Origin of the sequence: Xylanimonas ulmi (assembly GCF_004216535.1) — a bacterium.
Taxonomy (GTDB): Bacteria; Actinomycetota; Actinomycetes; order Actinomycetales; family Cellulomonadaceae; genus Xylanimonas; species Xylanimonas ulmi.
This window is the reverse complement of the sequence record NZ_SGWX01000001.1, coordinates 1,107,551-1,132,042: the sequence shown is the minus strand read 5'-3', so window position 1 is coordinate 1,132,042 and position 24,492 is coordinate 1,107,551. Positions and strand designations below refer to the sequence as shown.

General features: G+C 69.5%; 20 protein-coding genes and 1 pseudogene. 12 read left to right on the top strand and 9 right to left on the bottom strand.

Annotated elements, in window-relative coordinates; translation table 11 throughout:
* Positions 1-2: 2 nt before the first annotated feature.
* Together EV386_RS05130 and EV386_RS05125 are read right to left on the bottom strand one after the other, a co-directional pair.
* Positions 3-1,028, bottom strand: coding sequence for a substrate-binding domain-containing protein (locus EV386_RS05130; RefSeq protein WP_130416776.1), 1,026 nt, complete (start codon positions 1,026-1,028; stop codon positions 3-5).
* Positions 1,029-1,116: 88 nt separating this feature from the next.
* On the bottom strand, positions 1,117-4,548 hold the full coding sequence (locus EV386_RS05125) for a DUF5107 domain-containing protein (protein WP_130412926.1): 3,432 nt from the start codon (positions 4,546-4,548) through the stop codon (positions 1,117-1,119).
* Positions 4,549-4,685: 137 nt separating this feature from the next.
* Here EV386_RS05125 and EV386_RS05120 point away from each other — a divergent pair, with 137 nt between their 5' ends.
* The 5 genes and pseudogenes from EV386_RS05120 (at position 4,686) to EV386_RS05100 (ending at position 10,884) form a co-directional block, all read left to right on the top strand.
* Complete coding sequence (locus EV386_RS05120) at positions 4,686-5,522, top strand: helix-turn-helix transcriptional regulator (protein ID WP_242607839.1); 837 nt, start codon at positions 4,686-4,688, stop codon at positions 5,520-5,522.
* A gap of 58 nt (positions 5,523-5,580) precedes the next feature.
* Complete coding sequence (locus tag EV386_RS05115; RefSeq protein ID WP_130412922.1) at positions 5,581-6,651, top strand: zincin-like metallopeptidase domain-containing protein; 1,071 nt, start codon at positions 5,581-5,583, stop codon at positions 6,649-6,651.
* The gene (locus EV386_RS05110) at positions 6,648-7,277 is read left to right on the top strand and encodes a hypothetical protein (protein ID WP_130412920.1); all 630 of its coding nucleotides are present in this window, start codon (positions 6,648-6,650) and stop codon (positions 7,275-7,277) included. Before EV386_RS05115 ends, EV386_RS05110 begins: the two co-directional genes overlap by 4 nt.
* Complete coding sequence (locus tag EV386_RS05105; protein ID WP_130412918.1) at positions 7,274-9,121, top strand: type IV secretory system conjugative DNA transfer family protein; 1,848 nt, start codon at positions 7,274-7,276, stop codon at positions 9,119-9,121. Before EV386_RS05110 ends, EV386_RS05105 begins: the two co-directional genes overlap by 4 nt.
* Positions 9,122-9,810: 689 nt before the next feature.
* Positions 9,811-10,884, top strand: a pseudogene (locus EV386_RS05100) (IS630 family transposase).
* On the opposite strand, the gene EV386_RS05095 reads toward EV386_RS05100, so the two are convergent.
* From EV386_RS05095 to EV386_RS05085, 3 genes are all read right to left on the bottom strand, one after another.
* Positions 10,881-11,498: a GIY-YIG nuclease family protein gene (locus EV386_RS05095; protein ID WP_130412916.1), complete on the bottom strand. Its 618-nt coding sequence runs from the start codon at positions 11,496-11,498 to the stop codon at positions 10,881-10,883. The pseudogene EV386_RS05100 and the gene EV386_RS05095 overlap by 4 nt on opposite strands.
* 112 nt (positions 11,499-11,610) lie before the next feature.
* Complete coding sequence (locus tag EV386_RS05090) at positions 11,611-12,027, bottom strand: hypothetical protein (protein ID WP_130412914.1); 417 nt, start codon at positions 12,025-12,027, stop codon at positions 11,611-11,613.
* A gap of 131 nt (positions 12,028-12,158) precedes the next feature.
* Positions 12,159-12,878 (bottom strand): hypothetical protein, encoded by a 720-nt coding sequence (locus EV386_RS05085; RefSeq protein ID WP_130412912.1) that lies wholly within the window; start codon positions 12,876-12,878, stop codon positions 12,159-12,161.
* A gap of 586 nt (positions 12,879-13,464) precedes the next feature.
* Here EV386_RS05085 and EV386_RS05080 point away from each other — a divergent pair.
* The 3 genes from EV386_RS05080 (at position 13,465) to EV386_RS05070 (ending at position 15,955) form a co-directional block, all read left to right on the top strand.
* Entirely contained in the window at positions 13,465-14,043 is a 579-nt protein-coding gene (locus tag EV386_RS05080; RefSeq protein ID WP_165399850.1) for an alternate-type signal peptide domain-containing protein, read from the top strand.
* 81 nt (positions 14,044-14,124) lie between these two features.
* A complete protein-coding gene (locus tag EV386_RS05075; protein WP_130412908.1) occupies positions 14,125-15,300 on the top strand; it encodes a hypothetical protein in 1,176 nt (391 codons plus the stop codon).
* 40 nt (positions 15,301-15,340) lie between these two features.
* Entirely contained in the window at positions 15,341-15,955 is a 615-nt protein-coding gene (locus EV386_RS05070) for a S24/S26 family peptidase (RefSeq protein ID WP_130412906.1), read from the top strand.
* A 3-nt stretch (positions 15,956-15,958) separates the two neighbouring features.
* Here EV386_RS05070 and EV386_RS05065 read toward each other — a convergent pair whose 3' ends face one another.
* Both EV386_RS05065 and EV386_RS05060 read right to left on the bottom strand, forming a co-directional pair.
* Entirely contained in the window at positions 15,959-16,246 is a 288-nt protein-coding gene (locus EV386_RS05065; protein ID WP_130412904.1) for an Lsr2 dimerization domain-containing protein, read from the bottom strand.
* A 107-nt stretch (positions 16,247-16,353) separates the two neighbouring features.
* Complete coding sequence (locus EV386_RS05060) at positions 16,354-17,298, bottom strand: helix-turn-helix transcriptional regulator (RefSeq protein WP_130412903.1); 945 nt, start codon at positions 17,296-17,298, stop codon at positions 16,354-16,356.
* 407 nt (positions 17,299-17,705) lie between these two features.
* Between EV386_RS05060 and EV386_RS05055 the strand changes: the two genes are divergently transcribed.
* The 3 genes from EV386_RS05055 (at position 17,706) to EV386_RS05045 (ending at position 22,096) form a co-directional block, all read left to right on the top strand.
* A complete protein-coding gene (locus tag EV386_RS05055; RefSeq protein WP_130412902.1) occupies positions 17,706-19,550 on the top strand; it encodes a DUF7927 domain-containing protein in 1,845 nt (614 codons plus the stop codon).
* A gap of 56 nt (positions 19,551-19,606) precedes the next feature.
* Positions 19,607-21,121 (top strand): SpaH/EbpB family LPXTG-anchored major pilin, encoded by a 1,515-nt coding sequence (locus tag EV386_RS05050; RefSeq protein WP_130412900.1) that lies wholly within the window; start codon positions 19,607-19,609, stop codon positions 21,119-21,121.
* Positions 21,122-21,202: 81 nt separating this feature from the next.
* Positions 21,203-22,096, top strand: a complete 894-nt coding sequence (locus EV386_RS05045) for a class C sortase (protein WP_130412898.1) — start codon at positions 21,203-21,205, stop codon at positions 22,094-22,096.
* Positions 22,097-22,147: 51 nt separating this feature from the next.
* Here the strand turns inward: EV386_RS05045 and EV386_RS05040 are convergent, their stop codons facing one another.
* A complete protein-coding gene (locus EV386_RS05040; protein WP_130412896.1) occupies positions 22,148-22,789 on the bottom strand; it encodes a flavodoxin domain-containing protein in 642 nt (213 codons plus the stop codon).
* Positions 22,790-22,801: 12 nt separating this feature from the next.
* On the opposite strand from EV386_RS05040, the gene EV386_RS18960 reads away from it, so the two are divergent.
* Positions 22,802-23,074, top strand: coding sequence for a group II intron maturase-specific domain-containing protein (locus tag EV386_RS18960; protein ID WP_165399849.1), 273 nt, complete (start codon positions 22,802-22,804; stop codon positions 23,072-23,074).
* A 30-nt stretch (positions 23,075-23,104) separates the two neighbouring features.
* Here the strand turns inward: EV386_RS18960 and EV386_RS05030 are convergent, their stop codons facing one another.
* Complete coding sequence (locus EV386_RS05030; RefSeq protein WP_130412894.1) at positions 23,105-24,139, bottom strand: P-loop NTPase family protein; 1,035 nt, start codon at positions 24,137-24,139, stop codon at positions 23,105-23,107.
* Positions 24,140-24,492 lie beyond the last annotated feature (353 nt).

The following is a 24,492-nucleotide window of genomic DNA, read 5'->3' as shown; positions in this document are numbered from 1 at the left end:
CATCACGTGCAGACGACGCCCTCCGCCTCGAAGTTGGACGCGTCGACCATGTGGGTGTCGGCGATCGTCTCGGCGGGCAGGTCAGCCCCGTTCTTGATCGCGGCGGCCATCTCCTCGATCGCGGCCGAGCCGACGTCGACGCCCGAGATGTACAGGGCGGCCTTGTTGCCGGTGTCCTGGCTCGCAGCCCAGTCCTTGCAGGTCAGGTAGGCGCCGAGGCCGACGCCGAGGATGTTCGCCGGCGCGACGCCCGCGTTCTGAAGGGCCGTGACGGCACCCGTCTCGGACTCGTCATTGCAGCCGTAGACAACCCAGTTCTTGACGGACTGGTTGGCCGTGATCACGGCGCCCGCCTTGTTGAGGGCGTCCGTCACGGAGTTGTCCGTGCCGATGGTGATGACCTCGGGTGCATCAGCCGCGCCCTTCTCGAACGCCGCGTTCGCGCCGTCGATCCGCTGGACGCACACCGAGAGGTCCTGCTTGCCCACGGCGAGGATCTTGGTGTCTGCAGCGGTCCAGGCAGCGTCGTTGTAGAGTTCGGCGGCCTTGGTGCCCACCGAGTCGCCCATCTGCGTGCCGTTGAACCCGACGAACGGGGCGGCGTCGCCGTCCGCGTCCACGAGTCCGTCGTCGGAGGCGAGGAACGGGATGCCCGCGGCCTTCGCCTTGTCGATCACCTGCGGCCCGATCGCCTGATCGGGGGCGACCATGATGATGCCGGACACGTTGCGCGCGATGGCCGCGTCCAGCTCGCTGATCGCCTTGTTGGAGTCGGTGCCGAGGTTGACGACGGTCACCTTGACGCCGAGCTCGGCCGCCTTCTTCTTCGCGCCATCGGCCTGGTCGACGAAGTACTGCTGGTCGCCCTGCTTCTGCAGGTAGACGATCTCGGTCTCACCCGAGCCGACCTCGGCCGGCGCGTCGGCGGACGCGGGCGCCTGGCCCGAGTCGCACGCGGCGAGCGAGAACGCGAAGGCTGCCGCCCCCAGGAATCCCACCGCGGTGCGACGGGCGCGTGACCACTTCATTGGTGTCATCGATGTCTCTCTTCGTGCAGGGCAGTCCCGGCCGGCGGCCGAGAGTGGGCCGGTGGACGTCGACGTCCGCCGGTAGTTGTCAGTGCAGGACGACCTCTCCCCCTTCCAGCGCGTGCTCCGTCCGGAGGGCGGAGGATGGCACCCCCACCTGCCGCAGCAGGTCGAGACCGGTGGAGTTCGTGGGGTCGTGGCGCAGCACCTGCGCCACGAGGTCCAACGCCGCGGCATCATCGTCGCGCAGCGCTGCCAGCTGGGCGCGCAGCAGCAACACCGTGGTGTCGCGCCGCCCCTGGACGTCGTCCGTGAAAAGCAGCATGGTCGGCAGCGACGTCGCGAAGTAGTCGACCGTGGCGGGCAACGCGGCCAGCAGGTCGACGTGTTCGTCGAGGCCGCGCACGAGCCGCTCAATCACCTCGCGGTACGAGCCGTCGGCAGCTGCGAGTCGCCGCGCAGCGAGCACGGAGGAGTACGTCGCCTCGGAGAAAGGGGTTGCGGCCATTTCCTGGAAGTCACCGGCCCGGGACGCCGCAGCCTGCCACGCAGCAGTCGCACCAGCGTGGTCGCCAGCAGCCGCCCGGGCGTCGCCCGAAGCGAGCAGCAGATGCGCCGCATTGGCCAGCGGGTGTCGGGCCTCGCCGAGCGACGAGGGCGGTGCCAGTGCAGCGTCGACCGCCGCCACGGCGGCCGCGGCGTCGCCCCGTACCAGGGCGTCGCGCGCCAGCGCGAGCTGGGCGTCGTCCCAGGCGGCGAGCACCTGCCCCTCGCCACCCTCCCAAGGCTGGAACCGGCGGCCCGCGAGCAGGTCGCGCGCGGCCTCGGCCTCACCCTCGGCCGTGAGCAGCACGGCGAGCTGGACGGACAGGTCGTCACGCTGCCGCACGAGGTCCGGTCGTTCCCGCAGTGCTGCGAGCCGCTGGGCGGCGGGCACGGCTGCACGCCGCGAGAGCTGGTCCTGCTCGTAGAGCAGCCGCGCATCGTCGGGCGCGAGCGTCCGGGCCCGAGCGTAGAGGCGCGCGCCGAGGTCCGGGTCGTCGGCCACGTTCACGGCGGCCACTGCGAGGTTGCGCACTACAACGGGATCCGTACCGTCGAGCGCGTCTGCGCGCTGCCACGCAGCGACCGCGTCCGCGTGCCGGCGTGCCGCGTACCGCCAGTGCCCGAGCAGCGCCCAAGCACGCGCATCGTCCGGGTGTGAGGCGACCGTGCGCTCCAGCATGTCGACGTCGTCCAGGCGCGACGGGAGGCAGTGCGTCGGGTCAGCGTCGTGCGCCGCACGGAGCGCGACCGCGGCCTCGTCGGTCCGGCCCACCCGGGCCAGCACGTCCGCGCGGTGGTAGTGCGCCAGCGGGGCGACGCCCACCTGGCCCGGCACGCGAGGCTGCGACGCCGCTCGTGCAAGCAGGTCGAGGCCGGCCTCGTCGTCCCCCGCGGCGATGTGCTCGAGCGCCACGTCGAGCACCGTCGGAGCGTCCGCACCAACCTGCTCCCCGCGGAGACTGCGCGCCCACCAGTCCAGCGGGTCGAGGGCCACGGTCGCCGCGAGCAGGGCCGCGGCGGCGTCAGCTCTCCCCGTCCTCGCCAGCAGCAGCGCCATCAGGTCGCGGGCCTGCAGGTGCTGGTTGTCACGGGCGAGCACGGACTCCGCGTGTGCGAGAGCGACCGCGTCATCGCCGCGCGCGGCTGCCAGCCGCGCCTGCGCCAGTCGGGCGGGAACCACCCACGCGGCGTTCCACGCGGCCTTGCCGTACGCCTCGTCCGCGTCGCTCGTCCGCCCCTGGCGGGCAAGCACCTGCCCGAGGCGGTAGTACGCCTCGCCGTCGTAAGGGTTCGGGTTGCGCCGGGTCAGGCGCCCGACGGCCGTGCGCAGCAGCTGCTCCGCCTCGCCGTACCGCGCGGCCCGGTATCGGCGGGTTGCGAGCGCGACGTTGGTCCGCACGTCCTGCGGGTCACGAGCGAGAGCCGCGAGCCAGTACGGCTCCGGGTCCCGTGTGGCATGCCGGTACTGCTCCAGATGCAGGCCGGTGAGGTAGAGCTCCTCGACGCTCGCGATGTCCTCCGGTGCGGGCGGCTCAGTGGCGGGCTCGGCGTCCGGCACGTCGTCGGGCACTGGTCGCGGCGTCCACCGCACGAGCTCCGCCGCGCCGTCGCGCACGACGACGGTGACATCCTGCGGAGCGAGGGTCGCGGGCACGTCGTGCTCGATGACGATCGGCTGGGCCGGGCCGCCGCCAACAGTCCACACGGCACCGGTCCCCTCGGGGCCGCGAAACTCGACGTCGACCACACCCCGGTCGCGGGTCAGGGCGACCGCGATGCGTACGTGCGTCCCGTCGCGCCCTGGTGCGATGTCGAGCGCGACGGCGGCGTCGACCGTCGCCTGCTGCACCGGGCCCGTGTCCCGCAGGGGGTACCAATACTGGCTGAAGGTCTTGGTCTCCCCGGGGGCGAGGTAGGAGAAGTCTGGCTGGTTGTCCGTGTACACGCCGGCCATGAGCTCGACGTAGGGCCCGTCGGTGTCCGTGAGGTTGGCATCCCACGCGTGGCCGAACGGTGCGTCGCCCCACGTCCACTGCTTCTTGCCGGGAGCGATCTGGTGGTCCGCCCAGTGCACGAGGCCCGCAGACCGGCTGTGGTCATACCCGCCGAAGAAGTCGTCCGACGTCCCCAGGGCCATGTACGACGTCGGCACGGGGATGTTCCGGTAGCGGTCGATTCGGTCGGCGTCCGGGTGCTCAGCGTCCGCGAGTGCCGGATAGTCCACGCCGTAGTATGGACGATCCGCGCGGGGGAACGCGGTCACCGCCCGCTTGGCGTGGTCGGCGACCATGCGGACGTCGGTAGGAAAGAACGACTCATAGTCGCCGTCGGTGGCTACAGCAACGTTGGCCCACCACATGAAGGTCTGCACGTCCTCGGTACGGTTGAAGAGGCGCACGCGGACCTCGACCACGTTCGACCCTGGGCGCAGCCGCACCCCGTGCATGCCCTTCATGCGGGCGAAGGGGTCATGGTCGGAGCACCACACCGTGACCGAGCCGTCCTCCTCGTACTCGATCGCCGCGTCGGTGGGCAGGAACGTGGCGGGGCGGTGGTGCTGCGGCCAGTTGAACTCAACACCGCCAGAGATCCACGGGCCCGCAAGCCCGACGAGCGCAGGCTTGATGACGTTGTTCCGGTAGAAGAAGTCGTAGCCGTTGGTCCGGTCGACGCCCGCGTGGATCCGGCCGCCGAGCTCCGGGAGCACGAGGAGCCGGATGTACTCGTTCTCCAGGTGGATCGCGTCCCACGCGTGCGGCCGCTTTGCCGGGCTCACGTGCTCGTGGAACGGCAGGGGGTAGATGCGTCCCGACGAGCCCTGGTAAACGCGGTGGTCCAGGTAGGCAGGGTACCGGTCCGGCGGGTCGGGCAGGTACGTGTCGATGGTCACCGGCCGCCGCCATGCCGCGACAGGTGCGGCTGCGAGCGACGCTGGTCGGTCCGGGAGGTCCAGGAAGGACTCGTCGTTGAGCACAGTCGGGACAGTAGGCTTCCCGCGACACCCCGGACAGGGGTGTATCGACGACGTTCATGGACGAAACGATGATCGACGATGGAAGCACTGGACAGACTCCCGACGGGTCCGTGCGCGACGGCTTTCCCGGACAACGCATGCGGGTGCTCCCCCGCCCCTTCGTCCGCCGCGCCCTGGACCGCCCGGTCATGGGCCAGCTCCTGGTCACCGACGCCGGCTTCTTCCCCCGCGCAGTACGCCACCGGCGGCGCCGGCCCGCCGGCACCGAACAGTTGGTCGTCATCGTGTGCACGGCTGGCCACGGCACCGCCACGCTGCCCAGCGGGAAGCACGATCTAGGCCCCGGCGACGTCGTCGTCCTGCCGCCGCAGACCCCGCACGACTACGCCGCCGAGCGGGACGAGCCGTGGACCATCTGGTGGATGCATGTCGCGGGCCGGGCCGTCGCCGACCTGGAGTTGGCGGTCCGCGCAGCCGCTGGCGGGCATGTGCTGCATCTAGACGACCCCGCCCGCGTCGTCTCGCTCCTCGCGACCGTGCTGCATGAGATGGAGCGTGACGAGACTGAGACCTCGCTGCTCGCCGCGTCGGGTGCCGCGTGGCACGCCCTCGCCCTGCTGGGGGCGCAGCGACGCACGCCCCGGTCCACCAAGGCAGACCCCGTCGAGACCGCGCTCAGGCACCTGCGCGACAACTGGGTAGGCCGCACATCCGTCGCAGAGCTCGCCGGAATGACCGGCCTGTCTGCGTCCCACTTCGCCACACTCTTCCGGCGCGCGACGGGGTTCTCCGTACTCGAGTACCAGACCCGCGTGCGCATGGGACACGCCCGCGAACTCCTCGACACTACCGACAGGGCGGTTTCCGTCATCGCGCACCTGGTTGGGTACGCCGACCCGCTCTACTTCTCCCGGCAGTTCGCCAAGCTCCACGGCATGGCACCCCGAGCGTACCGGCGGCGCGACGACCGCTGACCGCACACCGATCCAGGTGACGAGTTCGCACCTCCCATCGCAGGAAGGGAAGTGCGAGATGTACACCACCGATGAGAGCATGCGGATCGAGCAGGAATCCCACCTGAAGCTCCTGCACGAGAAGTTGGCCACCGCGGTCGGCGCACTGGTCACGGGTGAGGAGTGGATGCGCGCCCTGATGGTGAGCGCTCGCCTCCGGGCCTACTCGGCGATGAACGGCGTGCTGATCTGCGTGGGCCTCGCCGAGCAGCACGCGCAGGGCCTCGTCCCGACGGACACCCCCACGATGGTCGCCGGCATCAAGCAGTGGAACTCGCTGGGCCGCACCGTCATCAAGGGTCAGCACGGCCTCGTGATCCGCCTGCCCGTCTTCGGCCGCTACACCGCCGAGTACCCCGATGCCCCCGAGGCGACGTGGCGTCGCCTCGGCAACTGGGAGCGGCTCGCGCCCGGCGAGGTACTCAAGCGCAGGCTCGTGAACACGAAGGTTGGCCGGGTCTTCGACATCTGCCAGACGGAAGGAGCACCGGTCGAACCGCTCCCCGCACCGGTCCTCCTGACGGGTCAGGCACCCGAGAGCCTTTGGGACGGCATCGCCGCCCAGATCGCCGCCCACGGCTTCGACCTCCAGCTCGTCGGCTCCGCAGCGGAGATCGGTGGGGCGAACGGTCTGACGAACTACCTGACCAAGACCGTCCAGGTCCGCACGGATGTCGAGCCCTTGTCCGCTGCCCGTACGTTGACGCACGAGCTCGCGCACCTGTTGGCTCACGGTCCCTCCGCCGAGGACGCGACCATGCATCGCGGCATCGTCGAGGTCGAGGCCGAGTCGACCGCCGCGCTCGTGCTCGGGGCCCACGGTGTCGACACCTCCCGGTACACGGTCCCGTACGTCGCGACGTGGGCGTCGTCGGTCCCGGGCGACCAGGTCGAGACGGTCATGCGCACCTTTGACCGCGTCGCCAAGACCGCGACGACGATCCTCGGCCAGCTCGACACGGCACAGGTCGGCAACGGCCTCCCGCCCGGCCTGGACCGCGACGGACACACCCGCCAGCGCGGCGCGAGCCGCAACGGCCCGACGACGCAGCGTGCGACGGGCCGAACCCGTGAGGTGGTGTCCCGATGATCCGCCACGAGACCCGCGAACGTCCCGCTCCGCCACCGATCGCGCTGCCTCTGGTCGAGGTCACGATCCCCGACGACGGACAGTTCACCGTCACCGTCGACGGCGTCCGCCTCGAGTCCACGACCCCGCTCGACCGGTCGACCCTGCGCGCACAGATCATCGAGCTCGCCCGAGCCCGCGACACTGCGCTCCAGGTCCGGGTCACCGAGGGCGACCTCCCGTCGTCCACGGACGTCGTCACGCCCGACGACGTCTACACCGCACCGAGCCTGGCTGGTCCTGCGGAGTCCGCAGCACCGGGCGCGGCGGGCGACGCCGTCCCGCCCGCAGGGCAGGTCCACCACCAGGAGGGGACACCATCGGGCACACCGACGTCGTCGGCGACCACACCGTTCCACGTCTCCGACGACGGCGTCGTCCTCGGGTTGACCGGAGACGGCTTCCTCCCGGGCGAGCACGTCGCGTTCGCCGTCATCGTCACGCGCCACGTCGCCGACGACGACGGCACCGCATCCCTACGCCTGCCGACCGGACTCCTGAGCCACCGCCCGGGACCGTTGGTGTTGTTCGGCCAGACGTCGGGCACCCTCGTCCTGGCCGACCCGTTCGGCGGCGACCAACGATGACCGGCCCACGCACGACCGCAGGCGGCAACGACCTCCTGCTCAACCTCGGCCTCAGACTCCTCGTCGGCGCCGTCGCGCTCGCGGGGCTGCTCCGCGGTGCCGCCTCGATGGCCGCACACCTCAGCGGGGCGCCCTCGCCGTCGGGCGGCCTGGAAGCGGCCATCGACGTCGTCCGCCAACCGGGGCGACCGGGAGCGGCGTTCGGCACGCCCTCACTGAGCGCCGTCACGTACTGGGCCATCGTCGTCGCCCTCCTTCTCGCGGCCGCCGGCGTAGCCTGGGGCGCATGGCGGCTGCTCCACGAGCAGGCCAGCACGACCCACCGCGACCCACACCACCAGCCCGGGACCGCGACCGCCGCCGACGTGCGCAAGGCCGCATCGAAGCGGCAGCTCCTCAAACGGGCGCGAGACCTGCGCCCTTCCCTCCAGCACGCGAAGGCGACCGACCTCGGCTACCTGCTCGGCACCTGCCGCGGCCACGAGATCTGGACCTCCGTCGAGGACTCCACCCTTGTGCTCGGCCCACCCCGCTCCGGCAAGGGCCTCCACCTCGTCATCAACGCGATCCTCGACGCCCCCGGCGCCGTCGTCACCACCTCGACCCGCCCCGACAACCTCGCCATCACCATCGCGGCGCGCGAGCGCGTCGGCCCTGTCGCCGTCTTCGACCCGCAGGGCCTCGCCGGCGGGATCACGTCGGCGATGCGGTGGTCGCCGGTCCGTGGCTGCGAACGCGCGCAGACCGCGATGGCCCGGGCGCACGGGTTCGCCGCGTCGACCGGGCTGCAGAAGGGCGGCGGGACCGACTCGGGCGGGTTCTGGGAGAAGAAGACGAAGACCACCCTGCAAGGGATGCTCCACGCCGCCGCCCTCGCCGGGCTCGGAGCCCGAGACCTCTACGACTGGTCCCTCTCCCCCGCTGCCGCGGAGGCCGCCGTCCAGATTCTCGCGTCCCACCGCGACGCCGCACCTGGCTGGGCAGACGCCCTGTCCACCGAGATCCACGCCGACCCCCGCACCCGCGACTCCGTGTGGATGGGGGTCTCCCTCGCCCTCGACTGCCTCGCCGACCCGCAGGTCATGGACGCGGTCACACCCCGCCCCGGCGAGGACTTCGACCCCGCCGCGTTCATCGCCCAGCGGGGCACGCTGTACCTGCTCGGCACCGCGGGCGGCGCCGCAGGCGCCGGGCCGCTCGTCGCGGCCTTCATCGAGGATCTGGTCGAGGTCGCCCGCCGCACCGCGTCGACGCTGCCGAAGCAGCGCCTCGATCCACCGCTGCTGCTCGCGCTCGACGAGATCGGCAACCTCGCGCCGCTTCCGTCCCTGCCGCAGCTCATGTCCGACGGCGGAGGGTCCGGCATCACGACCATGCCCGTGCTGCAGTCGATGTCGCAGGCCCGCTCCAAGTGGGGCATCGACGACGCCGGAACGATCTGGGACTCCTCGATCGTCAAGGTGCTTCTCGGGGGTGGGTCGGTCGCGAAGGATCTCCAGGACGTGTCGGCACTCATCGGCGAACGCGACGAGGTCACCGACTCCGTGTCCGTAGGGGCCGACGGGCTGCGGTCGACGCAGCGATCGACACGGCGGGTTCCGATCATGCCGCCCGAGGCGCTGCGGACGCTGCCGTTCGGGACGGCGGTGGCACTGCTTCGCTCGGCGCCGGTGATGATCACCGACCTGAGGGCATGGACTCGGCGAGCGGATGCCGCGAGCCTCCGTTGCTCACGCGAGTCGACCGAGGCGGAACTCATGCCTACGGCGGAAACACGCGCGAACTCGGTCGGTTCGACTGGATACCGACGCCGCGGCACAGGTGACAGTATCGGTGGACTCTGAGAAGTGGGTTTCACCCGGTCACAAATGCCGCATCTCACGTTCGGGGCGGGTCCCGATCCCTACGATCTGGGCGGGACCTGAACTGCTGGGAGGCGGCATGACGAACGATCGACTGAGAGCGGCAATCGCGAGCACGGGGCTCACGGTGGATGAGTTCGCGCGCCTGATCGGAGCTGCTCCGCAGGCCGTCGTGCTCTGGATCTCAGCCAACGTGACGCCGTCGCCAGGCAACCGCGGCGCCGCAGCGCGTCTACTCGGCGTAGGAGCGGAGGAGCTCTGGCCGAACGCGGAGTCCGGCGCAGCGCCTCGACCGCAAGGAACTGCCCGCCGAGGGGAGGCTCCATCACCGTCGCCCTACTGGCCACGAGCGGTTGGGCGCGCGGCAGAAACTCTGGCCGCAGGATGGATACTGACGCTCGCCGGCCTCGTCTTAGGCACGATCGCCGCCGTAGCCGCTGTCGACTCTTGGGGTCCCTCGGATCGCGACTCCACGGCCCTCTTCATCTTGTCGGGCCTATGCATGATCGCAGGGGCAGTCTGCCTGCTTGTCACGTCTCACCGTTTCATCGCGCAGCGGGACGAGGAGTACCTAATGGCGGTCGATCAGTTCAAGCGTGAACGGACTCCAAGCACGGACTAGTGTCGCGTGTCGTAAGTGACTTTATGGTACGTGTTTGGGACCATGGGGTGTGGCGAATCGACCTGCTCCTGGCCTGACTCTTCGTGCTGGTGACAGGGCGGAGTTGGAGCGGTGGTTGAGGTCGACGACGGCGCCGGCGGGTTTGGTGCGGCGAGCCCAGATCGTGCTTCTGGCGGGCGAGGGGGTGGCGAACTCGCGGATCGCTGCAATGGTAGGAGTGTCGGTCCCGACGGTGCTGACGTGGCGTGAGCGGTACCAGGAGTCGGGGCTCGCGGGGCTGGGTGATGCGCCTCGTTCGGGTCGGCCACGGCGGATCGATCATCGGGCGATCGTGACGGCGACGCTGACCGCGCCGCCGAAGCGGCTCGGGGTCACGCACTGGTCCTCGCGCCTGCTCGCCGCCCGGCTGAAGGTGTCCCCGGCGACCGTGGCCAGGGCGTGGCGCTCGTACGGGGTCCAGCCGTGGCGGGCGGAGTCGTTCCGGTTCTCCACCGACCCGGAGCTCGTCGGGAAGGTCACCGACGTCGTCGGCCTCTACCTGGCCCCGCCCGAGAACGCCGTCGTGTTGTGCGTTGACGAGAAAAGCCAGATCCAGCCGTTGGACCGCACCCAGCCGATCTTGCCGATGCAGCCCGGGTTGATTGAGCGCCGCTCGCACGACTACGTGCGCCACGGCACCACGACCCTGTTCGCGGCGCTGGACATCGCGACCGGGAAGGTGACCGGCGCACTCAAACCGCGGCACCGCCGCCAGGAGTTCCTCGCGTTCCTGCGCCAGGTCGCCCGCGCCTACCCCGACCAGGACCTGCACCTGGTGATGGACAACTACGCCGCCCACTAGACCCCCGAGGTGCGCGCCTGGCTGGAGGCCAACCCGCGCGTCACCGTGCACTTCACGCCCACGCACGCCTCCTGGATGAACCTGGTCGAGGTCTGGTTCGGCATCGTCGAACGACAGGCCATCCGCCGCGGCGTCTTCAAGTCCGTCAAGGAACTCAACGCGAAGATCCGCGCCTTCATCGACGGATGGAACGACCGCTCCCACCCCTTCATCTGGACCAAGACCGCCGACGAGATCCTCACGAAGGCCAACCGTCAGAAGACTTCAGAGACGGGCCACTAGCGGGGCACGATGGGCAGTGCCCGAGCCTGATCTCTTTGCGTGCGCCGGGCCTTCGAGAGCTCAGTGTGGAAGCCGCTGTGCCGGTTCTGGTCGAGGTTGAGTGGCAGGACCAGTTCCGAGATGAGTCTCGACTCGCTGATCCAGGGCGTGTCGTCGACGAACCAGCACACCCGGGCGTGCTCCGCCATCCAATCCGAAATGGCTGCCTCGCCGACGCCGAACGTGAACCGCGCACCCGAACCGACCCTCCGGAGCTCGACGCCGATCTCCTCAGCGAGCAGCGATCCGAGCGTGAGGCGCAACGTGGAGCCGGCGGCGTTCCCGCGGAAGTGATATCTGATTCGGGTCCGGAGGCTCTGTCTACTCGTGTCGGCGGGCTGCCGTTGGTCGGGGGCGCCTTTTGGGGAGATTCCCACATAGAGAAGGTGGCCGAACTCGGTCTCGCTCGTCCCCGCCAACGGCACACCCGCGGGCGCGCGGTCGAAGTACCAGGCGTAGACGCCCGGCGCTGCCGGTACGGGCGAGGGACGGTCGAGCGCCTCCTCCCGCGTCGTCACCCGTTCTGGAGCGAGCAGCGCCCGCCGCACCTCGCCAGTTGGACTCTGCGCACTCATGGGGTGATGGTGTCAGAAGCCGCTGACGGCTTCGTTGAGCACGTGAACCCGGTCAGCCACCTGCTCCGGGAGCGCGGCCCGACGTGTCTGCGCGCTCCCCATGCCGGTCGCGCTACGTGCCGCCAAGTGCGTCCTCGACGCCCGGCCGCTCCGCCTCCCGGCGCGCCGAGCGGGCTTGGCGCCACTCGCGGGCTTGATGCCACTTGCGGAACCGTGCTCGTATCAGCAGCACGACGGACACCACGCCCATGCGCGCGAGTTTGAGCGCGTCGTACCACAGCAGCGCCCACAGCAGGATCTGCCAGGTCGCGTACTCGCCGCGCGTGCCGCTGACCTCGATCAGGTGGCCGGCCATGGCGCACGCGACGGCGGCCGGCCAGCAGATGGCCAGGCCCCACCTCATGCCACGCCGGGTGTGGATGTACGTGTCGAGCCAGTTCGTTGGTCCGATGACCCGCAAGAGGACCCGCACCCACGTCACGGCCCAGGCCGCGACCCACATCCCCGCGATGACTGCCAACGCGACCATCGTCGCCCTCCTTGTCCCGAGGCCGGCCCGTGCGGCCCGTCGTGAGGAAGGTGAGGCGGGCACACCGCGCCTGGTCGCGTTCACCGGCGACGACGCCGCGCGCCTGTCCGCCAGCAGCACAGGCCCCCGCCTCAGCGGGCCAGGCTCTGGGCCGGCGCCGCGCGCGACGCCTGTCGTGGAGGGCCGCCGGCCGGGCGCGTGCTGGATGAGTGTGGCGAGCGCGGCCGCCGCTCGGTCGGCGTCACGCGCCTGGGCCTCCGACTCCGACCTGGCGCCGAGTGGGGTGGCAGAGGTGACCGTCGCGTACCGGTCGCGGTAGGCGGCCACGACGGCCTGGGCGGCAGCCACCGCCGCCGCTCGACGCAGTCGGCCGGTGGCGGGCCGAACGGCCGCGTCCAGGGCGGACGGCTCGCCACGGCGGCCTCGGCCAGGTCTCTCGCACGCTCCTCGATCAGGTCGCCGCGCCGCCGCAGCGCCTCGGCCATCTCCGGGGCGTCGACGCCCAGCGCTTCGGGGAGGAGCCCCGCGATGACCTGGCCACCGCCCCGGCCGCGGTGGCGGGTAGTGCGCGCCTCGACGCGGTGCGCCAGGACGGCCACGACGTCGTCGGGCACGAGGTCCTCGGCGCGCAGGCCGCGGGCCCCGGCGCGGCGCACCGCCGCAGCCAATGGCCCCATCGCCGGTGAGGAGAGCACGCTGTCGGCCTCCTGCTGGCTCAGGCCCGAGGTGCGCAGGACCTGCTCCCAGCGGCCGGGTTGCGCGGTTGCGGCGATTTCGTCGTACTCCGCGGCGAGTTGGGCCACCGACTCCCACCGCTGGGCCTCGGCGTCGATCGCCTGATGGGCGGACACTCGGTCCCGGTGTTGCGCAGCACCCCGTACAGCACAGTACGGGCGTTGACGTCTGCGGGCTGGGGAGCGAGATCAGCCATATACGACGTCTGTCAGGCGGAATCCGGATTGAGTTCGGCAGGACCCAACCTGGCAGGCTGGACACACTGCCTGCGCAGCCTCCCTCGGCCGCGCCGTCCACCCGGACGCCGATTCGGGGCTCCTGGTACCGGGCGTCAGGGTCGAGACGGCCGATGACGCCACGGCGAGTAGGACGACGCCGGCCCTCGCCGCTGGCGCGCGCGCCGGGGCTGGATCCGCCGAACTTTGGGTCGCTGTGCGCCAACGACGTGACCTCAGCGAGACCTCGTCACAACTGCCCTTGTAGAGTCGCGACCGTTCTGACCCAGAGAAGCGGCAGGACTGTTTGACGTTGTTGAGCGTTCGCTGACCATGAAGTCGGCCTCACGCCCCGACCGGACTCGCATCCCTCCCCCATGCCGGGTTGACGGGGCGCGCGCGGATCTCTTGGTCCGCTGTCCACCGAGACATGAAGGCGGACTGAATGATGAGCAAGACTGAGAGCGATCGGCGTTCGGGTCTGGCGTTGCGCGGCGCCATCTGCGCCGCTACGGCCACTGCGGTCCTTATGGGGGGATTCGGGGCGTTCGCCCTGTGGAACGACACGGGGAGAGTCGCCAGTCAGGGAGGTTCTCTCGCCACCGGCAACCTGGCCATCAGCAATGTCGTCGGCAATGGATGGACGCTCACCGACGAGGCTGACGGCACCGTCAACCAGGAGATTGATGACATCGGCAAGTTCTTGGCGTCGCCTGGAGACGTCCTGACGTGGACGGGCTCGGCGGAGATCACGGTCACCGGCACTGACCTGTGGGCCAGGCTCGACGTCCAGAACAAGTTCAGTGAGTCTCTTGTCAAGAACGAAATCGCGGACTACGTGACGGTGAGGACGTCGGTCACCGGGGCAGACGATCGCGGGGTCATCTCCGGCGCAGCCGGGTTCACGGGCGATGAGGTCGCCGTGACCGTGACTGTCGCGTTCTCACGTGAGCTGCCGAACGAGGGCAAGGGCATCGCCAACGCTGTGCGTCTGACGGAGGACATCGTCCTGAACCTCCAGCAGGTCGGCCGCGACGGGGCTCTTCCCTCGAAGACTGAGTCCTGACCTGCGGCTGACAGCCCCGAACCGAGCAAACAGTCCTCGGCGGGGCTGTCACATGCGCGTTGAACCACCATGGATAGGAGGATGCTCGTGACGCGCACAGCCTTGCGCGCGTGGGCGGCGGCACTGCTCGTGCCGGCTGTGCTGGTGACCGCGTCGACGCCTGCGCGGGCCTCTTGGTCATCTCCCTCCCCGGTGTCGTTGGGGTCGGTCTCCACCGGCGATGTGAGGATCGCCGAGGTCGGCAGCCCGGCCTGGATCCGACAAGGCGCCGCGTTCGACCCGTCACAGGATGCTCTGCGTCAGGGCGACGAGCTGACCGTCACGGTCCCAACGACGGTCAAGGTCACGGGGACGACGATGCGCCCGACCCTTGACATGGTCGGCGCCGTAGTCGGGCCGGACCTCAAGGGTCTGGCGTCCGTCGCGGTGACCGGCGATCACTCGGTCGCAGTGGACGACGGCGGCCAGAGGGTCTCCATTGCCCTTCGGATCCACGTGTCCGAGAGTCTGCCGACGGAGACCTCTGGCGTCATCGACCTGACGGGAATGGTCATCCGCCTCGACTCAGGGCGCACGTGGACCGACGAGCGGGCGCTCGACCTCGGCCACGTCACGGTCCGGGCCTCGTCGGAGCATGAGGACCTCCTCCCCCGCGAGTGCGCGGACCTCACGGGCACGACGATGCAGGTCTCCAACGGCCTCAAGGGACCTTGGGACACCTGTGTCTACGTCGGCGAGGTCTACACGTCAGCAACGAGCCTCAAAGAACGGGAGTTCACACTCAACCCGTTCTACTTCTGGGCGAGCCGTCCCGTATGGACGCTGACCTTCAACGAGGCGCGGTCTCTGCCCGCCAAGTCGATCGTCCAGGCCGAAGGCAGCACGGCGCCGTTGAAAGACGAGCCGAAATACACCCACAAGATCACGGTCAACGGGCGTTTCACCGAGCAGTTCTTCAAGCATGTCGTTGATGGAGGAGACGGCTGGTTCGCGCTCGCTCTGATGGACCCACAGCAGCACAACGTCCTCGCCGCGTATGTCGTCGGCGTCCTGGTCAACGACCAGGCCGTCGCCCGATCGACAGGAGCAGTCGAGGAGCCCGCTGGCGTGGACGTCGTTGGGACTGCGCCAGGCGACCTCCACCGTGACGCCGACGGTGACCGTGATGACCTGCTCCTGCATCGCCAAGATGTGGCCGCAGATGAGCCGAGGCGGGAGGTGGACGTCGATGGCGACTCAGGCCCAGGCCTCGACTAGCACAGGCACAGGCGCAGACGCACGAACGCAGGAGCACCCGGTGCGCGCGGTGCGCGCGGTGGTGCGTGGGCTCTCCTATGGGACGCTCCTGCTCGTCCTGCTGGTCACGGCGTTGACCATCGCGGTCCCCCATCTGGCGGGCGCGGTGCCGTTGACGGTGCTGTCGAACTCCATGGCGCCGGCCATGCCCGTGGGGTCGCTCGCGGTCGTTCGACCGACGATGCCGCTGAGCGTGTCCGCCCACGAGCTCGAGACGTTGAGCCCGGGCCAGATCCGCGAGGTCAACGACACCTCGCACGTGGGCGTCGGGGATGTGATCCTCTTCGCTCCCAACCCCAACGACGCCACACTCGTCATGCACCGAGTTTGCGAGGTGCGCAGCTATGCGTCATCGACGGGTGAGGACAGATCCGTGTTCGTCACCCAGGGTGACAACAACTCGATGCTCGACGCCCCTGTCCACGACTATCAGGTGCGGGCGCGGGTCTGGTACTCGCTGCCGGTGTTGGGTCACGTCAACGACGCGCTCAACGCCGGCGAGCACAGCGCCAAGGCCATCGTGGCGGTGGCCGTGGCGGGCTACGGCGCGGCGTTGGCCTACCTGGTCAGATACGTGCGCGCGTCCAGCACGGCGGACGCCGGCGCAAGCGCGTGACGACTACGCAAACAAGTCCCACCCGTAGCAGCGCGGACACCAGCACCAGATCTCAAGCGCGCACCTCGGCTGGGCGCTGTCAGGTTGAGACCTCCCCTGGCAAGCCTTGCCTGCGGCGGTGACTTCACGGCCCGCCTTGATGTACGGGTCGAGCACCCCGGAGAGGGTCGCCCATTCAGCATCCGTGACGTCGACGGTGTATGCGGAGCCCTCAAAGGAGAACGTGACCGGAAAAGCGCCGGACGCACCGCTGAGGTCGGAGAGGGTCTCAAGCCTCGTTGTCCTCACCATGGACGCAGACTAGGCGCCCGCGCTCACCGCTCGCCGCTGCGCGACACCTCGAGAGCAGGCCATGTCGCGGGGCCTTCGGCGATTGTTGTGGTCACCGATGGGTTCGCTCAGGGGCCATGTGAGGTGTGCTGGTGTCGCAGCTCGGCGGGGCGCAGGCCCGTGGCCTTGCTCACCACCCGTGCCATGCGTGCGCTGGAGCCGAACCCGGACCTGGCGGCGATCCGCGCGAGGCTGAGTCTGGTCAGGAGTGGATCGCTCAACAGGGCGAGGGCGTGCTCGAGGCGTGCCGCGGCGATGTGCCCGGCGACGCCCATGCCTGTGTCGGTGAACAGGCGCTGCAGTGACCGCATGGACATGCCGAGGTCGGCGGCGATGACGGCGGGTGTCAGGTCGGGGTCCGTGTGCCGGGTCGCGATGTGCTCGAGCACGCGGGCGCGGCCGATCTCGGACTCGGGCTCGGACGCAGAGCTCTCCAGCGGGGAGGCGAGGACCGAGAGCAGGGTCGATTGCGCGAGCCGCTCCATGGCGTTGCGGGTCGCGGTGGTGATGCCTCCCTCGTCGCGGCGCACGATCTCATACAGGGCGGCGCCGGCAGCGCTCAGCACCGGATAGCCCTCGGGCCACTGCATCGCCGGAACATGGCGGAGCGAGCCGGCGAAGGGTGCGTCCTCGACGCCGACGTCGAGGTGGACGCTGGCGACCGTTCCCTCGCTCTCATAGAGGTACTCGGCCCAGCCGTGCAGGAGAGCGCCGCCGCCCACGCCGAGGCGGACCGAGCGGTCGGGGGCGCGCAACGTGATCCGGCCCTCGAGCACGATGAGCAGTCGGATGGCGCGGTGCGGCCAACCGAAGTTGTCACCCGCGCGCAGCGTCGTGACCGCTGTGTGGCGTGTGTGGGTCACCGCGAGCGCGCTGAAGCGCGAGATGGCGGCGGTCAGACGAAACCCCTCGCGCTCACCGCGCGTGGGCGCGACGCCGCCGAACGCGGCCAGACCGGGCGTCCCGGTCAGGCGCATCACGGTGCGCCGGTCGGCCGTGGTCGGGGCGACCATCGTGGCGGGGTGGGGACTCGGTCGCAGACCGGCGCCGTCCGGGCTCGTGGGCTCGCGGTCGGGTTGAGGGCGGGGGTTGAGGCCATAGTCATGCACGGTCGGAGGCTGGCACGCCTGGCGCGAAAGCGTTTTTCTACGGCAGGAATTGCGCAAGTCATGACACGTGGTGACTTTCCCCCCTGACGGATGCTGAGCACTCCACGACACGGGCCACGCGACGACGATCACCCGTCACGAGCCACCTGACCAGCGCGTTCGTCCCTCGCGGCGCCTGCGCGCTGTTGCCCGGCGTGGCGGCTCCGGTTGACAACTCGCTCTCCGCAGCCCCGAGGCCGACCCACACTCTCCTGCGGTCACCGGCAGGTAGCTCCGGTGCGGTCATCGACGAGCGGGAAGGACCACGACAGATGAGAGTCACCTTGGGGCGGGCGTGCTCCGCGACCCGGCTCGTGGCGTGTGCGGCAGTGGCGCTGCTCGTGGGTGTCCTGGTGATCGGCGTGCTGCCCGCGCCCGCGGGCGCGAAGCCGATCGACGACGCCATCACCGGCCTCACCGTCTCCCCCATGAACCCGCTGCCCGGGCAGTCGGTCGAGCTCCGCCTTCAGTGGGCCGTCCCCAACGACACGGAAGCCGGTGACACGTTCGCACTCGCACTGCCGGGTGCGCTGGAGCTGATCACCACGGCGTTCGAGCTCAGGGACGGGGCGGGCAATCTCGTCGCGACTGCTGTGGTCGACGATGGCCAAGCGGTGTTCACCCTCTCGGACTACGTCACCACGCACACCAACGTTCGTGGCACAGCGCGCTTCTGGGTCCGGATCTCCGACGACGCTGAGAAGGGCGATGAGTTCACCTTCACCGTGGGCTCGACGACCACGACGATCATCGTGGGGGACCCCGGCGGGCCGGGCACGGGCGGCCCAGCCGACCTGAGCGCCACCAAGTACGGCCACCTGCGGGGCGAGGAGGGCTACGGCGGCGAGGGCGACTACATCGACTACGTCGTTAAGACGCCCGTGGGTCCATTCGACACCGTCACTTTCAAAGACACGCTCGGAGAAGGACAGGCCTACGTCTGTCACGACACCGACGACGCCGACGCCCCCAGCGTCGTCTACTACAAGATCGACCCCGATACGGGCGACTACCTCGCGACGGATTACCCGAAGGAGGACGAGACGACGATCGACTGCGCACCGGAGAGCGCCACTCTCACGGTGACGGTGAAGGACGTCCCCGAGGAGTTCATCGCCGTCCTGACGTACACGGTCCAAGTCACCGAGTACCTCGACGTCTATGAGAACTCGGCGCTCATCACCACAGATCGGACGACGGACGAGGTGCCCAGCGAGGTGATCCGCATGGGCGCGGGCGGCGACGGTGAGGGCGACGTCTCGGACAAGCAAGCCACGGTCACCGTCGCGAAGACCGCCAACCCCACGACCGGGACCGTGGTCGGTCCCGGGCAGGTCGTGACCTACACGCTTGCGTTCGACCACGACGGCACTGGCGAGGCCGCGGTCGACTACACCGACCGCCTCACCGACGTGCTCGACGACGCCGATTTCGTCGAGGTGATCAGGGACGGCGGGCTGAGCGTGACCCGTCTGGAGAACGGCGACGTGCGCATCACGGGCTCGCTGGGCGCGGACGCGACGGTCAGCTACTCGGTCAAGGTCAAGCCGGCCACGCAGTCCCCAACCGGCGGCGACCACACTCTGCGCAACGTCATCGTCAAGACGGGCGAGGATGACGGTCCGTCCACCGAGCACCCGGTGCGGTACGTCTACGTCGCGAAGGTCGACGAACACCGTGTCGCACTCGACGGGGCGCAGTTCGCGCTGCTGAACGACGCGGACGGCACGAGCGTCGACCTGACACAGACGGACACGGGCATCTTCGTCAGTGGTGCGCTCGAGCGGGGCGTCTACCGGCTCCAGGAGGTTCAGGCCCCCGAGGGTTACCAGCTTCTGGCGGAGCCGGTGCGCTTCAAGGTCGGCGACCAGGGCGCTGTGACGCTGACGAGCCCGTCCGGGACCGGGCCGGTCACGGTCTCCCTCTCCGACGACGGCGTGTACGTGATCACCGTGAGCGATCGGCGCGCGTACACGCTCCCCCTGACCGGCGGATCGGGCGCAGCGGCCTTCTGGCTCTGCGGCGGCGCCGTCCTGTCGATCGTGGCCGCGAGCCTCGTGGTCGGGCGTGTGCGGGCCATCACGCAGCGTCGCCAGACCGAGACCGCGAGCCGGTGAGACCCGCGGCCCGCCCCACCTCCCCAGTTCTCTCGCCACACCACAAGGAGAAGAAGGTGCACAACAACATCCGACGCGCCCTCGTGCGCGCTGCCGCCGCCACCGTGGCGGGGGCCCTCGCCCTCGCCACCGGGGCGGGCGCGGCGCTGGCCGCCGACGACCCCAGCCCCCTGATCGACCCCAAGGACACGGGCTCGATCACCATCCACAAGTTCGACCACGAGACGACCGGCCTGGCGCACGACGGCACCGTGATCACCGACGGCCTCACGGGGTTCAAAGGTGTGTCTGGTGTCAAGTTCACCGTCGAGCAGGTCGTCGGCGCCGACAACGAGTACGACCTGACGACGAACGAAGGCTGGACGGCGCTTACGGCCCTCACGCCCGAGAACGCCGCGGCCGGTCTGTCCGGTCAGCCGAGGGCGGTCACGACTGACAGCGCAGGCGTCGCGGTCGCCGGCGACCTTCCGGTGGGCGTCTACCTGGTCACCGAGACCGAGGCACCGGTCGGCGCGGCGCCCGTGGCGCCGTTCCTGGTCACCATCCCGATGACCGACCCCGCCAACCGCGACGCGTGGCTCTACAACGTCCACGTCTACCCGAAGAACTCGATCGTCGGCGCGACCAAGACCGTTGACGACGACCCGACGGAGCTCTTCCACAACGTCGTGTGGACCATCCTCGCGGACATCCCCGACGTCCCACTGGTCGACGTCGACGCAACGCCCACCGTCGCGAAGATCGACGGCTACAAAATCGTCGACAAGCTCGACACGCGCCTGCACTACGACAGCACCAAGGTCTCGCTGACGAACGGTGCCACCCTGGCCAACAACGACTACACGCTGGCCTTCGACAGCGGCTCCAACACCGTGACCGTCGAGTTCACGGAGCAGGGCCTGGGTGTGCTCGGCGCGAACCACAACGCCCAGGTCAAGGTGGAGATCACCACGAAGGCGAAGAACGCGGGCGTGATCCCGAACACGGCCATCGTCTACCCGAACCTTCCGAGCTTCACCATCGAGCCGGGTCAGCCCGGCGGGCCGACCACCACCGATCCCGTGGAGACCAAGTGGGGCAGTGTCGCGATCCACAAGATCGCCAAGGGCTCCGCGAAGGACCTGCCAGACGCGACGTTCGGCCTCTACCTCACGAAGCCCGACGCCGACGCGGCGAACCCACAGAACGCATTGCAGACCGGCACGACAGACGCCGACGGCATGCTGACCTTCACAGGCCTGCGGTACTCGGACTTCGCCGACGGCAACGACGTCAAGGAGGGCGATCCCGGCTACCAGACCTACTGGATCGCAGAGCTCAACGCGCCCGCCGGGTACGAGCTGCTCGCCGCTCCGATCGAGGTCTCCATCCTGAAGGCCACGGACCCCGCGACCGGCGAAGAGGTCGTCCGGGTTGTCGGGCTCACCGTGGAGAACGTGCCCGAGCAGAACGTGCTCCACCTCCCGCTGACCGGTGGCTCCGGCGCCGCGCTGCTCACCGTCGCCGGTGCGCTGGTCATCGGCGGCACGCTCCTGATCGCCTCACGCCGCCGCACGACCGCGCAGGCCTGACCGCAGTCACCGGCTCCCACAGGGTGTGGGGAAGCGGGCCACCGCCCGCTCCCCACACCCTGTCGCACGAAGGACCCACAGGTGGCATCGAGATCCCACACCGCACGCCACGCGGCGCCCACCCCACGCCACAGCACGGTCGGCAAGCACAGTCAGCTGCGGTCTCTGGTGACCCTGGCCGCAGCCGCCCTCGGATCGGGGCTCTTGTTCTACCCGGCGGCCTCCGGGTGGCTCTCCGCGTGGGCGCACGGCGCCGAGGTCACCGACTACGTCGAGAGCGTGAGCCGGCTCCCCGTCCCGGAGAAGGCGGACGAGCTGCGCAGCGCACGCCAGTTCAACGCGAACCTCGCGGGCATGCCGCTCGAAGACCCGTACGCAGGCGCCCAGATGGACGCTGACGCCTGGGGTGTTCAGGAGTACCTGGGCCAACTCGACGACACCGAGGTCATGGCGCGTGTGCGCATCCCGGAGATCGACGCCGACCTGCCCATCTACCACGGAACGAGCGAGCAGACCCTCGCCCGGGGTGTCGGACACCTCTTCGGCAGCGCGCTGCCCGTGGGCGGGCCTGGCACCCACGCGGTGCTGACGGGGCACTCCGGCATGGTCGGAGCCAGGGTGTTCGACGACCTGCACGACCTACGGATCGGCGACCAGTTCACGATCAGCGTGCTCGACGAGGTGCTGACGTACGAGGTCGACCAGATCCTCACGGTCGAGCCGACCGACATCGAGGCGCTGCGCCCTGTCGCCGGCCAGGACTACGTCACCCTCGTGACCTGCACGCCGATCGGCGTGAACTCCCACCGGCTCCTGGTGCGAGGCGTGCGAGTCCAGGCGCAGGCCGCGCTCGCACCGGTGACGACGACGGCACCCGCCGTGGGCGCGTCGCCCGGCTTCCCCTGGTGGGCGCTCGGCGCATTGGGCGTGCCCGCAGCGGTCGCCGTCGGAACACGACGACGCGTAAGGCGTTAACGCAAGACAGCCTCCGCTCACCATGGGGGGTCGTTCGTGAGCGGAGGCTGCCTAACCAAGGGAACCAGCCGTGTGGCTGGCCGCATTCACATCGCTCGAACACCCGAGCGCACTCGGGTCGAACGCCGAACGCTGCTCCGACACTAGCCGGGCGCCTTGAGGCCCGAGCGTCCGTGTCACCTCGAGCGCCGCCGCTGTCGCGTCGGACGCCCACATGGCGCTCGCGCGGACGATGGCTCCGAACGCACCGATGGCGTGATCATCGATCGCGTCGACGTCTTGGCTCGCCTGGGCCACACCCGAGACCGCCAGACGCTCTAGCGCATTGAGCGAGGTCGTCTGAACACGGCCGCCCAAAAAGCCCCGTGCGACAGCCACGTCCAACAACGCTCCCGGGTACGCCGCCGCGAGCTCGGCCTCACGCGTGACAGGATCGCGGCTCATCCCGCAGACGAACAGCGCGATCCGCTTGCCCACCAGATCGGTCGTGGATGCGGCATAGCGTCTCATCGACGCCATCGGTTGACCCCGGTAGATTGCAGTGCCCAACACGACGGTGTCGAAGGCACTCACCACGGGTGGACCGTCGACGAGGTCAAAGACCGGGACGTCGTCCGCGATCGCCTCGGCGACGCGGCAGGCGACCTCCGCAGTAGTTCCGCGCATCGACGCGACGACAATGGCTGCTCTCATACCCGAAGCCTGTTGGCGTGCCCCAGATCCACGCCATCTGGAGTCCCGCACCGAACCCTGCCGTCGCCCCACGCCCACTCCAAGAACAACGCCGCACAGGCATGGACGAGGACCGAACAGTCGGACACACGAGCGAGCGCGCTGTTCAGGCGGATCAACCCGCTCCTGCGCGGCTGGACCAACTACTTTCGCCACGCGGTCGCGACCACCACATTCAAGCATCTCGCGAGACGGCCTGTTCAGGCCCGATCCGGCAAGGGCCGAGCCCAACGGGATTCTTCCTAAAAGGGCTGATGACTTCGTTGTTCACTCTATTCAAACCATCCGCGGACACAGATCAAGTCCGGGCCAGGCTGATTGTTTTCGCCCTGTGTGCGCCCTACGGGCCACGACTATCGCGAGGTGCGTCGCAGCGGTCGGCTCCTCCGCCAACGCCGAGCCTACAACGGCGTGCCAGACGAGTTCGACGGCCGTGTTCTTTCCCGCACCGCTCGGCCCCAGCGGCGCGACAGCCTGCCGGCAGGACGGCAGCGCGAACGACACGTCGTCGAACACCACCCTGGACCCGAACCGAATGACGAGGCCGATCGCCTCTACAGCAACTTCTTCGGTGCTCAAGACGGTCATCCGCCTCAGCAGTTGATCATTTACCAGGATCGTTGATTTTCCGCGGTTTCTGGGGGTCTCAAGGCGGTTCATGCCTCTCCCATGCCACTCAGCACTGACCACACGACCCGATTCTGGTTGACGCCCGCGTCCAAGGCTATCGAGTCGGGTATGGCGCGCCGCCTGCCTCGAGCGCGCGTATCCGTTCCCAGCACTCATCACCCGCAGCGATAGTTGGGACACCCGGCCGCCTCTGACTCTCAACAGGGCAGCCTCCTCGCGCCGGACGGCTGTATACGCGCTGGAAGACGTTCCCCTGCCTGTCCGGCAGGGCTTCCTCTTGTCGTAGCCCTGGAACAGCAGCACGACCTTGTTGCCGTGGAACGTGCAGAACAGGCGCAGGAGCACAGTCCTGTCGCCGCCCGCCATCTGGAGTGGCTCCAGCTCAGTGGAGCGACCCCTGTTCAGGATGGCGTTCAGCGAGCACCGCATCCGCACCTCGTAGAGCCCGTCGCCCAGCGCCTTGCCCCATTCGGTCGAGCACACACCGATCCCGAGCGTGGCCACGACCCGCGTCAGCACGGCGTCGACGATCGCCTGGTCCTGCTCCTCGAGCCTGTCGAACCATGAGGCGAACGGGCTGCGGCCGTTCTCGTCCTCCCAGACCTCCACGGTCCACTCGGGCGCAGATGGGTCGAAGTCGGCGCCGAGCTCGGCGCTGATGTCACGGGGAGGCTGCGTCACGGTCCAGACCGTACTCGCCCACATCGACACTGGGCACGACCATCGGACGAGGTCGCACCACCTTCCACAGACCGCACGCGGTAACCCCGGTCCGAATCGTGGACACGGTTGTGCGCGCAGGGAAGGCGTCGATAGCGTCCAGACACGAACTGCCACCCGGAAGGACACCCTCGTGCGTTGGATCGACAGTCGTCGGTGCACCGCCGCTGTCATGCCCTGGCACGCCGACACGCTTCAGGAAGCCCGAGTAATCCTCGTTCGTCGCGCATCGAGCCTTGACGCTTGTGCCTTCACGCGGCCAAGTTCAGATGATCAGGGGCGTCGCACGCCCCACCCGCGCTGTTGTCGCTGAC

Bases quoted from the DNA above. Each gene is read 5' to 3' on its own strand.
- EV386_RS05130 (WP_130416776.1), bottom strand. From the start codon at position 1,028: ATGAAGTGGTCACGCGCCCGTCGCACCGCGGTGGGATTCCTGGGGGCG.
- EV386_RS05120 (WP_242607839.1), top strand. From the start codon at position 4,686: ATGCGGGTGCTCCCCCGCCCCTTCGTCCGCCGCGCCCTGGACCGCCCG.
- EV386_RS05115 (WP_130412922.1), top strand. From the start codon at position 5,581: ATGTACACCACCGATGAGAGCATGCGGATCGAGCAGGAATCCCACCTG.
- EV386_RS05110 (WP_130412920.1), top strand. From the start codon at position 6,648: ATGATCCGCCACGAGACCCGCGAACGTCCCGCTCCGCCACCGATCGCG.
- EV386_RS05105 (WP_130412918.1), top strand. From the start codon at position 7,274: ATGACCGGCCCACGCACGACCGCAGGCGGCAACGACCTCCTGCTCAAC.
- EV386_RS05095 (WP_130412916.1), bottom strand. From the start codon at position 11,498: ATGAGTGCGCAGAGTCCAACTGGCGAGGTGCGGCGGGCGCTGCTCGCT.
- EV386_RS05090 (WP_130412914.1), bottom strand. From the start codon at position 12,027: ATGGTCGCGTTGGCAGTCATCGCGGGGATGTGGGTCGCGGCCTGGGCC.
- EV386_RS05075 (WP_130412908.1), top strand. From the start codon at position 14,125: ATGCTCGTGACGCGCACAGCCTTGCGCGCGTGGGCGGCGGCACTGCTC.
- EV386_RS05065 (WP_130412904.1), bottom strand. From the start codon at position 16,246: ATGGTGAGGACAACGAGGCTTGAGACCCTCTCCGACCTCAGCGGTGCG.
- EV386_RS05060 (WP_130412903.1), bottom strand. From the start codon at position 17,298: ATGGTCGCCCCGACCACGGCCGACCGGCGCACCGTGATGCGCCTGACC.
- EV386_RS05055 (WP_130412902.1), top strand. From the start codon at position 17,706: ATGAGAGTCACCTTGGGGCGGGCGTGCTCCGCGACCCGGCTCGTGGCG.
- EV386_RS05040 (WP_130412896.1), bottom strand. From the start codon at position 22,789: ATGAGAGCAGCCATTGTCGTCGCGTCGATGCGCGGAACTACTGCGGAG.